Source organism: Kosakonia radicincitans DSM 16656, from assembly GCF_000280495.2.
Lineage (GTDB): Bacteria > Pseudomonadota > Gammaproteobacteria > Enterobacterales > Enterobacteriaceae > Kosakonia > Kosakonia radicincitans.
This window is the reverse complement of sequence record NZ_CP018016.1, coordinates 2,848,659-2,863,199: the sequence shown is the minus strand read 5'-3', so window position 1 is coordinate 2,863,199 and position 14,541 is coordinate 2,848,659. Positions and strand designations below refer to the sequence as shown.

The following is a 14,541-nucleotide window of genomic DNA, read 5'->3' as shown; positions in this document are numbered from 1 at the left end:
TTTACTCCTCCCCACTTTTTGTCACGCGTGTGGTGCTTAACGCGCCTGCGGGGTTAATCAGCTCCAGCGGGGCATCGTAGCGGTATTGGTGATCTTTATCGTAGACAGTGACCCAGTTCGCACCCTCGAGGAAAATCATGCACTGCAACTTGATGATCCCATTGTCATCCGCCTCTTCGGTTAGTGTCGGGGATGTGTCATCCATGCCAACTATTGCTGCGGTGAGAGCGGCGGAGTGAAACTGCACAAAGGCGCCTGCAAGCGTTGCGCTATGATCTTCGTTATAAATAGTCACATCCGCGACCGGAAGAAGTTCTGCATCCTTGGGTAGCGTGGCGGCTCTTGGCAGGGTAAAAGCTTTAACGCCAGGGGAACTCGCATTTTTTTGCACAAAAACGTTCAATAGCGGGGTATAAGAGACATCAAGGATAAACGAGCCCTTGTAGCCATTTTTGTTTTTAGTGACAGGTGGAATATTGATCTTCGCCGACCAAAACTTGCTATCCGGTATCGGGGAGACGCTATCGATGGAGAGAAATACGATATCCGGAGTCACAAGATCAACATAATACGCTGTGACTTGCGGCGGCAGCACGTCGGAAGGATTCTCCAGCCCGGCGCCGCTTGCCTTACCTTTACAGGCTTCCGGCACATAAAAATTCGGCTTATCGGCGTACACCATTAACGGGATCGCCAGACAGCAGGTGGCAAGTAAGTATGTTGATTGACGAAGCAAGCGCGAGACATTAAGAGGAGTCATGGGATGGTTACCTCTGCGCTAATTCCCAGGTGATCGGTCACGTTTTGACGCCATGAGAGATCCGAGGCGAAGGAAGCGCTTGTCAGAATTTGAACGTTATTTACCGTGAGGCTATCGGCATAAATAAAATGATCGTAGGCGCTGGCGCGTTTGCCTTTTGCACTCAGTGACGTTGGGACGTTCGGGGCTCCCTCCGCATTGTTCGTTGGCAGCCACTCGAAGCCTTTTGTGTATTTCCCGGCCTTATTTTTAAGGGGAATATTCCAGTCCCCGCCGATAATAAAGGGGTAGTTTTTTGCTTTGGGTGCGCCCGTTATTCGTACGTTTATCATGTATTGATAAAAATCTTTTACTTCAGCGGCCTCGTCGTATCGTTGCTGTACTCTTTTACCAAAAATAGAATGAATATTACCGACCCAGATATATTTGCTGGTGGCACTGACGGTGACTTTCAGTCCAATGGCATAAGGCGGTCGCTCAAAGGTTCCACCAGCCTGGTATCTATCATTGGTAAAGCTAACTTTCGGCGGTTTGATATAAAAACCGTAATACTCTTTATAAGAACTGGAACCCAACCCCGTCGAATTAACGATAAACTGGAACTTATTTTTTGTTGTTTCAGCAGGACAGGGATCAGCGTGCTGCATTAACTCCTGAATAATAATCACGTCGTTGGCTTGCATCATCTCGTCAAGCGCAAGACATTTATTTTTATTCACAGCGGATGTTCCCCATCCCAAATGGAGAAAGTTTTGCGAACGGATCGTAAACTTAACGGCTGCATACCCCTCTGTGCAGACCAACAGCAACAGAAAGCTCACGGGAAGCGTTGTAAAATAATTTTTAGTGCTGTTCATTTCCTGGCCCTCACCTGGGGTGCTGACGAACAAGAAGCGCGCGTGTACTACTCCGTAAGGCTAAGTTGATATCCATCTTTCGGGCCGACATAAATCCGATCGCCTTTTAACAGCGGAATATCGAATACGTCGCCGTCCGGTCCGCTCAGCGGCAGGCCTGAAGTGCTGTCTGGCGAGAAATCAAAATAGTCGACCTGAACCGTTGGGCCTGGCGAGGTGGAGGAAAAGGGTTTTTCGCTATTGGCCACCCAGCGTTGTAATTTGCAACTCAGCGATGTGCTATCGACATTCGAACCGGAAGTGACAATGTGTGCGGGCGGAACCAGCAAATACTGAAAGACGATGTCGCGCATCGATGTCCCCACCGGAACCTGTTGGGCAATATCATTGACAAAGATGCCAATAGCGGGCGTGACAAAAACCCGGCTGGTAAATGCGATGGCCACGATCGGATTATTGTCGGCGTCCGGCGTGATACAAAATTGCCCACCGCTAATCGCCGCCTCGGTGGCCGCCGCTAAATCGGTGTAGGTGTCAGCGCCCAGTAACAACGCGCTGTCAACGCTGCTGCTGCCGCTGTTATCCACATTCTGCGGCGATGGCAGCGATGACGGTGTAATCAGCCGCCAGTGTCGGCGGGCATTGCCGCTTAACTGAAGATCGATAGGGCTGGCGGCGAAAATCAGACACGGGTAGTTCTCATCGGGTGGCGTCGGCGGAGATAACTCAACGCCGTGCGTAAAACGGGATGCAAAACCGTTGAATGATAATTTCCCGTCTTGCTGCCAGCCGAGGCTGACTGTTTGCGTACCGGACAGGGTAAACGCATTCAATCCATAACCAGGGCTGGCGGGAGGCGCAATATATTGGTATCCGGCAGCGGCAATGGTCAGTGAAAAACCCGGCTCCAGATCAATATATTGATCATTAATATTAAAGTGATAAGTGAATTGCAGTAATTCACTTAATGTTAACGGCATATTGAGTGCAATTTGATAAAGCAACGCTTCTGTGACGCAGGGTAAAAGCCCGCCAGTCGCACTGGAAAGCGAAACTTCCAGTTTTTCAAGTTGCCCGGCAAATAGGCGAAATGAAGTGAGTAATATTTCACGATCGGCAGTCTGTGCACTAAAAATATATTGTTTAACTACGGTTATCTGCACTATTTTTATTACCGGATTAGGTGAGCTTCCTGACTGCGTAAAACTTAAACCAAACGCTTTCTGTTGCGGTATCTCGCCCGGCTGAATACCTTTGGTGGCTGAGGTTGTGGCGGGGACGCAATATCCTGAAAAGTACAACGCCAGATCGTTATTCGGGGTGGCATTTTTCAATCGCGGAGGAATAATAAAAGGACCGACGGCAGGGTTTGTTCCTCCCCCCTGATCCGGAAACGTAATGGAAAACGAAAATTTAGTGCTCGCAGCCCCGGACATGATTCCCCCTGAATAGCATGGGTAATTTATTCGTTAGTGACGGTAATCTGGAACGTCGCCGAGTTTGATTGTGAATTAATGGTATTGTAATCAATCTGTACCTGGTCGCTATCGCAGTAGGCATCCACTCGCAGAGGCGTGCCGGGTTCCCAGGTCCATTGCGCTATGAGGAACCCCCCAGAGGCGAGCTCAAATTTTACGGAGCCGCTGAGTGCGTCATAACTATTCGCAGCAATATTAACGGCATAAAAATAATTAGCGGGCGGGTAGGTTGAACCATTTTTTGGCGGCGTACCAGCCCAGGCTCCCTGATTTACGCTGGCCAGCACCAGCGTTAGCGTAGTGGCCGAATTATTACCCAGTGCAATGGCGAGATTTTTATTTTGTGAAAAATTGCCAGCAGTTATATTACTTGCCATTTGCAATCCTCATCAAATAATACTGGCAGGAAAATATTTCCTGCCAGTATTCATTCATTTATGAGCACGAAGTAATTTTGCTGCGGTATCGGCGCTGATCGTAACCTGTAATACAGGGTGATTTGATTGCGTATTGATCCACTGGTAACTGACTGCGAGTCCGGTTAAAGATTCCGTCCTGACGCCGCCAGAAACGCCCGAACCAAAAGACCAGTCCCATTTGATAGTAATAAGGCCACCTGAGGCGGGGGTCAGAACAATTTGGCCGCCAAGGGTTTCATAATTGCTCTCAACACCATTCACATACTCGACTTCTCCGGCTGGAGTAATGGTTGAACCGGGTTCTGGCGTTTTTTGCCACTGCCCACCGTTAAGGCGAACGTAATTTAGCGTCAGTGTCGCCGGGCTGGTATCTGCGATATCAACCGTAACTGACCGTGCAAAATCAGTCATTAGATAATTCCTTTGTTGGTTTGAAACTAACGGAACGACTAACTCAAAAAAATATAGACGGGGGAGAGGCCTTTGCAAATATAAAAATGTTTATTAAAACACTATTTTTAAAATAACCATTGATTTCCAGCGGTTACATGGAAGACTAAAAAAGTGGCATATTATATATAATATATAAATTTCTGAGTGTGCTTAATATTATTAAAGATTAACCGAAAAATTATTTTCAATATAATGAAAAATAACATGAATAGTTAATTTTTTAATAAAACAAAGTGATGGAGCTAATAATAATATTGTCATCTTTTTCAATGGGGAGGCGTTTGGCGCAGAAAAAATTTCATTTTCCTGGCAATATCTTTATCGCTCATTCGTCTACCCCATCACAGGCAACAATCCGCTACGGTAAGAGGAAAGAAGAAGATGAGAGATTTTGATATGCATGGGCACACTCGTGGACACGGTTTTGGCCGCCATCGCATGGTGAAACATGTGATTTTCGGTGTGGCGCTGGTCGTCATACTGGGGCTGCTGGTAATGTCGCTGTGGAATGCGCTGTTGCCCGCCATCCTCGGGGTAAAAAGCATTGGCTTCTGGCAGGCGCTGGGCGTGCTGGTGCTGTGCCGCATTTTGTTCGGCGGACTCGGTTTTCGGCCGGGGATGTTTGGCATGGCGCGGGCGCATCGCCGTATGCATGAGCGCTGGATGCAGATGACGCCGGAACAGCGCGAAGAGTTTATTCGCCATCGTCGCGACGGCTTTGGTCGTCACGGACATCGCGGACACTGTGGCTGGCGCGGACATCGCGATGAGCAGGCGGAAGATCGCACTCAGCCTGATGATAACCGCCCGAAAACACCGGACGCAGAGTGAACACAATGAAAGCCAGTGTGGCGGGAGAATCACTGCTCATGGCAGCGCTTAATGCCTGCCGATCGCGGCTGAAAGCCTTTATCCGTGGCCGCACTGCGGTTAGGGACGATGCCGACGATATCCTGCAGGAAGTGACATATCAACTGATGCAGGTGGAGCAGCCGGTGGAGAATGTCGCGGCCTGGTTGTTTCGCGCAGCGCGCAATGAAATGACCGATCGGGCGCGCAAAAAACGGGAACTGCCGTTATCCCGTTTTTTCACTGATGATGAGGGAGATGTTGCCGAAGATGAACTGGCGGAAACGTTGTTCGGTGTGCCGCAAACCCCGGAAGAGGAATTCCTGAAAACGCTGCTGTGGGAGGAACTGGAGCAGGCGCTGGCCGAGCTGCCGTCCGCACAGCGCGAGGTGTTCGAGAAAACAGAGCTTTACGGCTACAGCTATAAAGAACTGGCGGAGGAGAGTGGTGCCAGCCAGCAGGCGTTACTTTCCCGCAAACACAAAGCCGTGCTGTATTTACGCTCGCGCTTGCGCAGCGTTTACGAGGCACTGACGGAAGAGCCATGAAGCATGAAATGTCGTGAAAGTGCGGTTAATGCTTAAAAACTGAGGTGCTGCTTTATCTTGCTGAGGAAATAGTAATACTCCCGCAGCTCATATTGTTGCAGTTCGTACTCTAATGATTCATAACCGCTTTGCATGAGCCTGTCTGAGTTTTCATATTCCTCATTGCAACCGCGAATTTCTGATAAAGGTTTTTGCGGCGTTAAAGCGGTCGCAAGATTTTTATACAGATCGACAGGCGCAAGAACCGTGAAATCCGCAAAGCGATAATATTTAAAATGACTCAATTCATCAGCCCTGAGCCGTTTCCAGTTGTCGCTTTTTACAAAATCGGTATCGAGATTAGATAAGTGTAATGAAAAGGAGAAATACCAGATTTCGCTGTGGCCAGAGTAATCCGTAATTTCGATATAGCTATGGTATCGGTTGAGTTTTCTGTCTACCGGGTTGGCGGATGCCGCATGTTTACCGCTGGCTGAAAACCAGGCGAAAAACGGCGAGCTATGAAAGCTATAAAGATCATCGTGGGCATAACGGCGCGGAAATTTTATTTTCCGCGCGCGTTTAAATGCCGGATAGATCGTTTTGCTGATGCCGAGATTATTGCGGTTTTCGAGGCCGTCAAAAATCTGCGCCCGGCGGATACCGCCGAGCAGCGGGGTGATATGAATTTTATGATCGAGCTCGATAATATCGGATAAGGCGGAATTATAGATTTTTACGCTGAAGCCAGAGGAGGTGAAAAATTTTTTCAACCCCGAGATCTTGCTGAAATAGACAATATAGTTCCCGCGCGAATTGTAGCTGGTCATGCGGGAGGTCTTTTTATTCAGCGTCAGCGAAAGGGTGGCCACGCATAATGAAATGACTGACACCAGGACACTATTTTCTTTGATTAAATCCAGCATGCAACGCCTCTTCGTGACTCACCCTCTTAACCAGCGGGGGTTATTCCCCCCAGCGCTCCCGCAAATAGTTGACCGCTTGCTGCGTCTGCGGCCGGTTCAGGTAATCTTCGCGGAACAAAATCGTGCCGCTAATCTGCGGTAGCGATTCGTTTAAATCGAGCTGTTTTTTCAGCTCCGGTACACCGCCGTTGACCATCCAGTCCGGCTCCATCTTCGACGGTTCACCCACTTTATACAGCGCGATACCGATATACAGGCGCGTATGGGTGGGTTTGACGACATCGGCCCACCATTTTGCCAGTACGTCATACCGCGCAGCGCTGCGTGAGAAGGGCCAGTAAATTTGCGGGGCGATATAATCCAGCAACCCCTGCTGCACCCAGCGACGGGTATCGGCGAAGGATTCATCGTAAGCCGCCGCGCCGCGCGTGTCGGAACCCGCCGCATCGAAAGAGCGGTTGCGCCATACCCCGGCAGGGCTGACGCCAAATTCAACGCCCGGTTTCAGTTGTTTAATGGTGCGGGAAACCTGCTCAATCAGCAGCAGGGTGTTGTTGCGCCGCCAGTCCGCTTTGGCGCTAAAACCCTGGCCATATTGCTGAAAGGTCTGGTTGTCATTCAGTTGCGAACCGGGCGTTTCGGTATAGAAATAGTCATCAAACTGCACGCCATCGACAGGATAATGGGCGACCACTTCGGCCACGATGCTGGTGATCCAGTCACGCACATCGGGAATGCCAGGATCGAGCACCAGCCGGTCACCGGCGGTGCGGATCCAGTCGCGATGCAGCACAAAGACGCTGGCCGGGTGCAAAGGGAGCGTGCGGTTAAGCGCCGCGATGGTTGCAGGCTGCGTGTTAACCGCCACGCGGTACGGGTTAAACCAGGCATGCACTTTCATGCCGCGTTTGTGTGCTTCATCAATCACAAACTGCAACGGATCGTAGCCAGGATCCTGACCAATCGTACCGGTCAGCATGTCGGACCACGGCAAAATTTTAGAGGGCCACAGCGCGGTGCCGTCCGGCTTCACCTGAAAAAAGACGGTATTTATGCCAAGTCTTTTGAGTTTATCCAGTTTTTGCACCAGCGCCTGCTGCTGCATGCGAATGCGCGTATCGGCGCTGCTGACATTCACCGAGTTGACCGGCGGCCAGTCGAGGCGGGAAACCGTCGCCAGCCAGACGCCGCGTACCGGCTGTGAATTTTTTCCCGTTGCAGGCAGCGGCTGTTTTGCCACCGGCGGTAGTGGCGTGACAAGAGATTTAGGTGGTTTGGAGGAACAACTGACCAGTAAAAGCGCAGTAGCAAAAAGGACGACTGACTTTTTAAGGGACATCTTATTAGCTCTTATTGATGATTCGACTGCGGGTCCACGGATTGAAGGTGGGCTCATCCTTGTTGACCGGGGCGGCATCATCCAGGGAATCCAGATATAGCGCCTCGACTTCTGCGCGCGCCCAGGGCGTCCGGCGCAGAAACTTGAGACTGGATTTAACGCTTGGTTCGTTTTTAAAGCAATTAATATTGATGCGTTTACCCAGTTCGTTCCAGCCGTAACGGGCGACCAGCGCGTTGATTTGCATCTCCAGAGTGACGCCATGCAGGGGATCTTTCGACGTGTGAGCAGCCATGTGAAGTCCGGTAATTTCTGCTTTTCAACAGGTGAGATAGGTTGCGTGGAAGGGTACAAGAAAGCGTGTAAAGCGGCAATGCCCGACGATCCGTTCGTCCGGGCGGCCAGTGGAACAGGCCGTGTCTTCTTTTTCGTGCTGGCAGAGCGGGTTGTCTGCCAGCACTACGCCGGGTTTAAGCGCGGAGCTTGTCAATCGCCGTTATTCAAACAGACGGCGGTGTAAGGCTTTTACCGCGTCGTCTGCGGCCTCTGCGGGCAGCAGGAAACCGAGGCTGTGGCACGACGCGCCGTGGCAAATCAGCCGCACGGGATGATTTTCCAGCCCGGCGAACACCTCATGGCAAACGCCTTCAGCCTGCGACAGCGAATTACCGATCAGGCTGACTAAGGCAAGGCCGGTTTCCACTTCCACGCGGCAATGCGACGACAACTCGGTGAGCAGAGAGGTGGTCAGCAGGTTCGATTCACCGGAGGTGGCACTGGTGGCGTTCAGGATCAGCGCGATACTGGTTTCTGAGGTGGTGATGGAATCGACCGCCACATCGTGGCGTGCCAGCAGCGCGAAGGTATCCGCTAAAAAGTGGCAGGCGGGCTGCCCCTGCTCGCAGTGTAATTTCATCAGCGTCTGCTGACGGCGAACGGCCAGCGCGCGATAGCGCGGCGGGTTTTCGGCCTCGCGGCAGACCAGCGTGCCACCGGCTGAAGGGTGTTTACTTGAACCGACAAAGACCGGGATATTTTTGCGCATTGCTGGCAGCAGTGTCGCCGGATGCAGCACTTTTGCGCCAAAGGTCGCCATTTCGCTGGCTTCGGAAAATGAGAGCTGCTCAATGCGTTGCGCCTGGGAGACGATACGCGGATCGGTCGTGTAGATCCCGGCGACGTCGGTCCAGATATCCACACGCGCAGCGTGTAGCGCTTCACCCAGCAGCGAGGCGGTGTAATCACTGCCGCCGCGGCCCAGCGTAGTCGTTTGACCATTCGCCTCGCGGCCAATAAACCCCTGCGTGACCACTAATGCCTGCTCGATACGCGGACGCAGCCGCCTTTCAACGCGTTCTGCCGTTGCATCCAGCACCGGTTCTGCGCAACCAAAGCAGTCAGTGGTGCGAATAACTTTGCGGGCATCAAACCATTCGGTCTCGACATCGCGCTCGTGCAGCACTTCGACAAACAGCAGGCTGGACATCAATTCGCCGTGGCTGACCAGCGCATCGCTGAGCGCGGCCGAGCGGGCGGTACAGGCTTCTTCCGCCAGGCGACTGATGTTGTCGAGAAGGTGGTCGATCTCCTGGCGAATAGCATCCTGCTGTTTCAGGCGGGAGATAATGTTGTACTGAATGGTGCGCAGGGTTTCGATTTTGTCCAGGCGTTCGCGGCTTTCCAGACCGGCAGAAAGCTCGACTAAAATATTGGTCACGCCCGCAGATGCAGACAGAACAACCAGACGGACATCTTTATCGGCAAGAACGATGGTGGCGCTACGGCTCATCGCGTCAAAGTCAGCAACACTGGTGCCGCCGAATTTGGCAACGACGATGTGTGGAAAAGTGCGAGTCATAACAATCTCATATCAGGGCGCCATTAATTCATGGCAAGAAAATTTTCATTCTCGGCATAAGGTGAAATAACCAGTCCGGCTGCCCGGTGGTATTTGCCTTACGAAATGTCCGCCCGCGAACATTTCTGATGACAACCCAGGATTTGCTCCCGTTGTCGATAACCGGTATTGCCTGTCACGGGTTATCGGGTGATGCGCTTTATGGCTTAAATCGTTGACTTCCTGTTTACAGTGCGCCGCGCTTTGTACAATGTTTCGCCGCACAGGGAAATTTGGAGCGGGCATATTAAGTGATTTGCCCGGCTGAATCGATATTTTCCTTACGCTTTATGCACCAGAACTGAAAAATAACGCGTTAGCCGTTAATTTTCGCCATTATTAATGGCGATACCGCGCTTTGCAGGATAAAAAGCCAGCGCGCAAAGCGATAATTCCAGGCCTTTTATCCTTTGTTGGCGCTCCGCTTTGGTATTTGTAACAGAATTGCTTACAATTGAAGTAACGCAAATTCTGCGCAGATGTTATTTTTCTTATTGATTTTAAAGGTAATTATCGATAAGCGCCCTTGAAAATAAAAGATTGAGTCCGGCGTTAAAAAAACATATATTAGCCGCGTTTTTTTTTGAGCAAATCCCATAAACCATTATTCAATCAGGGTGAAACATCGCGCTGGTTGTAGGAGTGATATGATGACGGATAAAGTCCGTATTGATACTTTGAATGCAAATTCATTACCTCAGAACAATGAAACCTTCCTGGCACGACAAGCCGAGTTTGAATCCAATGTAAGGAGCTATCCGCGTAAATTGCCTCTGGCAATTGCAAAAGCGCAGGGCGTCTGGATCACCGATGTCGAAAATAATCAATATCTTGACTGCCTCGCAGGTGCAGGAACCATGGCTCTGGGTCATAACCATCCTGAAGTTCTGCAAAGCATCCAAAGTGTCATTACCAGCGGCTTACCGTTACATACACTGGATCTGACCACGCCGTTAAAAGATGAGTTCTCTGCTTATCTGCTGTCGCTGCTGCCGGGCCAGGGCAAAGAGTATTGCCTGCAATTCACCGGTCCTTCCGGTGCGGATGCGGTTGAAGCCGCGCTGAAACTGGCGAAAAAAGTGACCGGCCGTTCCGGCGTGATCAGCTTCTCCGGCGGTTATCATGGTATGACCCACGGCGCGCTGGCGGTCACTGGCAACCTGTCGCCGAAAGAAGCGGTTAACGGCATGATGCCGGAAGTGCAGTTCATGCCTTACCCGAACGAATACCGCTGCCCGCTGGGTATCGGCGGCGAAGCTGGCGTGAAAGCGTTGACCTACTACTTCGAAAACCTGATCAACGACGTTGAAAGCGGTGTGCGTAAACCGGCTGCGGTGATCCTCGAAGCCGTGCAGGGCGAGGGCGGCGTGAATCCGGCGCCGGTCGAGTGGTTACAGCGCATCCGTAAAGTAACGCAGGAACATGGCATTGTCCTGATCATTGACGAAGTGCAGGCGGGCTTTGCCCGTACCGGTAAACTGTTCGCCTTCGAACACGCCGGTATTGAGCCGGATATCATTGTGATGTCTAAAGCTGTTGGCGGCGGTTTGCCGCTGGCCGTACTGGGTATCAAAAAACAGTTCGACGCATGGGCGCCGGGCCACCACACCGGGACGTTCCGCGGCAACCAGCTGGCGATGGCGACCGGTCTGACGACGCTGAAAATCCTGAAAGACGACCGTATTGCCGACAAAGTGGCAGCGCAGGGCGTCTGGCTGAAAGACAAACTGGCCGGGCTGCAAAAACGTTACCCGGTTATCGGTCACGTGCGCGGTCTGGGCCTGATGATTGGTATTGAAATCGTCAAGCCGAACGAAGCGCAGGATCACATGGGTTGCTACCCGGCAGACGGCGAGCTTTCAGCGCTGCTGCAGAAAAAATGCTTCGAAAATGGTCTGATTCTGGAGCGCGGCGGCCGTAACGGTTGCGTGCTGCGTCTGCTGCCATCGCTGCTGATCAGCAATGACGAGCTGGAAATCTTCCTCGACAAGTTTGAGAACGCGTTGTTGGCAGCCGGCGTTAAGCCTGTTTAATCGGAGCAATTGAATGTCTGATGTAAATCCGATTCTTTCAGGTTCTGCGCAAAGTATTGCCGCCTATCAGGACGCCATTGAGCAGAGCACAAAAGCGGTTGTGCAGTGGCTGAAACAACCTGAGATGTACCAGGGCAAAACGGTTGAGCAGCTGAGTGAGCGCATCAATTTAGAATTTACCTCTCAGGGCCTGGGCAACCAGGCCGCGATTGAGCGCGCCGTTGAGTACTTCCTGAAAGACAGTCTTTCTGTGCATCACCCGCAGTGTGTTGCGCATCTGCACTGCCCGAGTCTGGTGATCAGCCAGGCGGCGGAAGTGCTGATCAACGCCACCAACCAGAGCATGGATTCGTGGGATCAAAGCCCTTCAGCCACCATCATTGAGATCAAGCTGATTGAATGGCTGCGCACCCAGGTGGGTTACCAGCCGGGCGATGCCGGGGTGTTCACCAGCGGCGGCACCCAGAGCAACCTGATGGGGTTGATGCTGGCTCGCGATGCGTTTTTTGCGCGCCAGAGCCACTCTGTTCAGCAGGATGGCTTAACAGGCGATCTGAGCAAAATCAAAGTATTATGCTCTGAAAATGCCCACTTCTCCGTGCAGAAAAACATGGCGCTGATGGGGCTGGGTTATCGCTCCGTGACGCTGGTGAAGACGGATGAGTTCTCCCGCATGGATCTCAACGATCTGGCGGCGAAGCTGGCGCAGGCGAAAGCGAACGGCGAACAGGTTCTGGCGATTGTTGCAACCGCAGGTACGACCGACGCCGGGGCTATCGATCCGTTAGCTGAGATTGCTGCACTGGCGGCGGAATACCAGACCTGGATGCACGTGGATGCGGCCTGGGGCGGCGCGTTGCTGCTGTCTGAGAAATTCCGTCACTACCTGGACGGCCTTGAGTTAGCGGATTCCGTAACGCTCGATTTCCACAAGCAGTTCTTCCAGACCATCAGTTGCGGCGCGTTCTTGCTGAAAGATCCGCGTCACTATCAACTGATGCGTTACCAGGCGGCTTACCTGAACTCGGACTTTGACGAAGAGCACGGTGTACCGAACCTGGTCTCGAAATCACTGCAAACCACCCGCCGTTTCGATGCGCTGAAACTGTGGATGGGCCTTGAAGCGCTGGGTAAAAAGCAGTACGCCGAAATCATTGATAATGGCGTAACGCTGGCGCAACAGGTGGCAGAATTTGTCGCGCAGGAGCCGCAGCTGGAACTGGTGATGCAACCTCAGCTTGCCAGTGTGCTGTTCCGCTTCCGCCCGCAAAACGATGATATGTCCGCCGTTGCGTTGCTGAACCAGCGCATTGGTGATGCGTTGCTGGCCTCCGGGGCGGCGAACGTTGGGGTAACGGAAGCTGATGGCATTACCTGCCTGAAGCTGACGCTGCTGAACCCGACGGTGTGTCTGCAGGATGTTAAAGTTCTGCTGGCAAGCGTAAAAGCCTGCGGAGAGCAACTGCTTAACGCTTAACATGTAGTGCAATATTAAAGCCGACAATGTTGTCGGCTTTTTTTTATCCTTTTTTAGTAGCCCTGCATATTCCAGCGTGCGGAGCTCATCACATCGTAGACTTTCTGATCGGTGAAAGGCGGGAAGACGGCTTTTTTCGCCGCCGCTTCCAGCGCTGCGCAATACTCTTTATCACCACCTCTGATAACCATATTTTGCAATTTACCGTCATAGTTAAAATCGAGATGCACAGTACAGGTTTTGCCTTTCCATGCATGGCGATCGGCGAGGGCGGAATCCAGCGCATTTTTAATTCCGGCCGCTTGTTGACCATAAATATCCGTATCGGTAACGTTGCCGGAACGATTATAAGCGCAGGACTCTAAGGCACTTTTTTTCAGGCAATCCGTCGGGTGAAGCGGCGTGCATCCTGTTGCAACGCTGACCAGCAGCGCCAGCATCATTAACTTCTCCATTGTTATTATTTCCTTTATTTCTGTTTACAGCGGTGTTTGTTCATCCGTAAAAAGCGCATCGTAACCTTTCCACCGATAGTTCAGCACAGAAAGCAGCCAGCAGAGAATAAACAATCCGACCACGAAAAACCCGGCGTTACTCAGGTTATTGTTCATCACGGCGATGATATCCCAGAATTTACCATGTAAATCAAGCTTATCCACGATTAGCCCCAGCGCTTCGCTGCCGCCGATAAATAACGCGACAATAACCGATGTGCCGGTGATGGTCATATTGTAATAGAGTTTGCGTTGCGGTTTGCTGAATGCCCAGCCATAGGCTTCGACCATCAGGATATTATCCAGCGTATCGATTAACGCCATGCCGCTGGTAAAGAGTGCCGGAAATACCAGAATAGACCACACCGACATGCCATTTGACGCACCGGCGGTGGAAATGCCCAGTACGCCAATTTCAGTGGCGGTATCAAACCCCAGGCCGAATAAAAAACCGACAAGGTACATATGCCAGCTTTGCGACACCAGGCGGAATGTCCGGTGAAAGATCCAGCTCATTACGCCGCCGGATGAAATTGTTTCGTCGGGAAGCGATTTATCACCGCTTTTGAATTGCCGGAAAGCGCGCCAGACATTACTGAGAATAAGTAAATTCACCAGCGCGATAATGATCAGAAAAAAAGCCGATACGCTGGTGCCAATCATTCCGCCAGTTTCATGCAGCCACGCCATGTGATGACGAAACGCCGTGGCGGTTGCCGCAATGGCAATGGTGGCGAGAATAACAATCGTGGAGTGCCCCAGCGAGAACCAGGTACCGATGCTGCACGATCTTTTCCCGTGCTGCATCATTTTACGCGTGACATTATCGATGGCAGCGATATGGTCGGCATCCACCGCATGGCGTAAGCCGTAGCACCATGCCAGCAGGCTTGCCGCCATCAGCGAGGCGCTGTCGCCAAAGGTGAAAAATGCCCAACCCCAGGCTGCGATATTCATCAGCAGCAACATAAGGATCAACAGGCAAGCGCGTGGATTCCTGACAAGTAAAGCGGAAAACATTTAAGGCCTCAA

15 protein-coding genes are annotated in these 14,541 nt (G+C 51.7%); 4 read left to right on the top strand and 11 right to left on the bottom strand.

Translation table 11 applies throughout. The features are described 5' to 3' along the window. Position 1: 1 nt before the first annotated feature. Genes Y71_RS13800 through Y71_RS13780 form a run of 5 tightly spaced genes read right to left on the bottom strand, consistent with a single transcriptional unit; the run spans position 2 to position 3,925 of the window. Positions 2–760 carry a hypothetical protein gene (locus tag Y71_RS13800; RefSeq protein ID WP_145954140.1) on the bottom strand — a complete coding sequence of 253 codons (759 nt, stop codon included), beginning with the start codon at positions 758–760 and terminating at the stop codon, positions 2–4. After that, the gene (locus tag Y71_RS13795; RefSeq protein WP_050998954.1) at positions 757–1,617 is read right to left on the bottom strand and encodes an endonuclease/exonuclease/phosphatase family protein; all 861 of its coding nucleotides are present in this window, start codon (positions 1,615–1,617) and stop codon (positions 757–759) included. Before Y71_RS13795 ends, Y71_RS13800 begins: the two co-directional genes overlap by 4 nt. 47 nt (positions 1,618–1,664) lie before the next feature. Next, positions 1,665–3,053, bottom strand: a complete 1,389-nt coding sequence (locus Y71_RS13790) for a hypothetical protein (protein ID WP_007375001.1) — start codon at positions 3,051–3,053, stop codon at positions 1,665–1,667. A 26-nt stretch (positions 3,054–3,079) separates the two neighbouring features. Beyond that, a complete protein-coding gene (locus Y71_RS13785) occupies positions 3,080–3,472 on the bottom strand; it encodes a hypothetical protein (protein WP_007375002.1) in 393 nt (130 codons plus the stop codon). 54 nt (positions 3,473–3,526) lie between these two features. Then, positions 3,527–3,925 carry a hypothetical protein gene (locus Y71_RS13780; RefSeq protein ID WP_007375003.1) on the bottom strand — a complete coding sequence of 133 codons (399 nt, stop codon included), beginning with the start codon at positions 3,923–3,925 and terminating at the stop codon, positions 3,527–3,529. Positions 3,926–4,348: 423 nt separating this feature from the next. Here Y71_RS13780 and Y71_RS13775 point away from each other — a divergent pair, with 423 nt between their 5' ends. Beyond that, the gene (locus Y71_RS13775) at positions 4,349–4,798 is read left to right on the top strand and encodes a hypothetical protein (protein WP_007375005.1); all 450 of its coding nucleotides are present in this window, start codon (positions 4,349–4,351) and stop codon (positions 4,796–4,798) included. 5 nt (positions 4,799–4,803) lie between these two features. After that, positions 4,804–5,364: an RNA polymerase sigma factor gene (locus Y71_RS13770; RefSeq protein ID WP_035943649.1), complete on the top strand. Its 561-nt coding sequence runs from the start codon at positions 4,804–4,806 to the stop codon at positions 5,362–5,364. 32 nt (positions 5,365–5,396) lie between these two features. On the opposite strand, the gene Y71_RS13765 is transcribed toward Y71_RS13770, so the two are convergent. The 4 genes from Y71_RS13765 to lysC all read right to left on the bottom strand — a co-directional run bounded on the left by Y71_RS13765 (position 5,397) and on the right by lysC (position 9,466). Beyond that, the gene (locus tag Y71_RS13765; protein ID WP_007375007.1) at positions 5,397–6,269 is read right to left on the bottom strand and encodes a hypothetical protein; all 873 of its coding nucleotides are present in this window, start codon (positions 6,267–6,269) and stop codon (positions 5,397–5,399) included. Between the two features lie 40 nt (positions 6,270–6,309). Continuing rightward, positions 6,310–7,608, bottom strand: a complete 1,299-nt coding sequence (locus Y71_RS13760; RefSeq protein ID WP_035943447.1) for a glycoside hydrolase family 10-like protein — start codon at positions 7,606–7,608, stop codon at positions 6,310–6,312. A 4-nt stretch (positions 7,609–7,612) separates the two neighbouring features. Beyond that, a complete protein-coding gene (locus Y71_RS13755) occupies positions 7,613–7,903 on the bottom strand; it encodes a VF530 family protein (RefSeq protein ID WP_007375009.1) in 291 nt (96 codons plus the stop codon). Positions 7,904–8,104: 201 nt separating this feature from the next. After that, a complete protein-coding gene (gene lysC / locus Y71_RS13750) occupies positions 8,105–9,466 on the bottom strand; it encodes a lysine-sensitive aspartokinase 3 (protein ID WP_007375011.1) in 1,362 nt (453 codons plus the stop codon). Between the two features lie 689 nt (positions 9,467–10,155). Between lysC and Y71_RS13745 the strand changes: the two genes are divergently transcribed. After that, positions 10,156–11,538, top strand: coding sequence for a diaminobutyrate--2-oxoglutarate transaminase (locus tag Y71_RS13745; protein ID WP_186298798.1), 1,383 nt, complete (start codon positions 10,156–10,158; stop codon positions 11,536–11,538). Between the two features lie 13 nt (positions 11,539–11,551). Next, on the top strand, positions 11,552–13,015 hold the full coding sequence (locus Y71_RS13740; protein WP_007375013.1) for a pyridoxal phosphate-dependent decarboxylase family protein: 1,464 nt from the start codon (positions 11,552–11,554) through the stop codon (positions 13,013–13,015). A 53-nt stretch (positions 13,016–13,068) separates the two neighbouring features. On the opposite strand, the gene Y71_RS13735 is transcribed toward Y71_RS13740, so the two are convergent. Both Y71_RS13735 and Y71_RS13730 read right to left on the bottom strand, forming a co-directional pair. Then, the gene (locus Y71_RS13735) at positions 13,069–13,470 is read right to left on the bottom strand and encodes a cell envelope integrity TolA C-terminal domain-containing protein (RefSeq protein ID WP_007375014.1); all 402 of its coding nucleotides are present in this window, start codon (positions 13,468–13,470) and stop codon (positions 13,069–13,071) included. Positions 13,471–13,494: 24 nt separating this feature from the next. Beyond that, positions 13,495–14,529: a HoxN/HupN/NixA family nickel/cobalt transporter gene (locus Y71_RS13730; RefSeq protein ID WP_035943451.1), complete on the bottom strand. Its 1,035-nt coding sequence runs from the start codon at positions 14,527–14,529 to the stop codon at positions 13,495–13,497. Between the last annotated feature and the right edge of the window lie 12 nt (positions 14,530–14,541).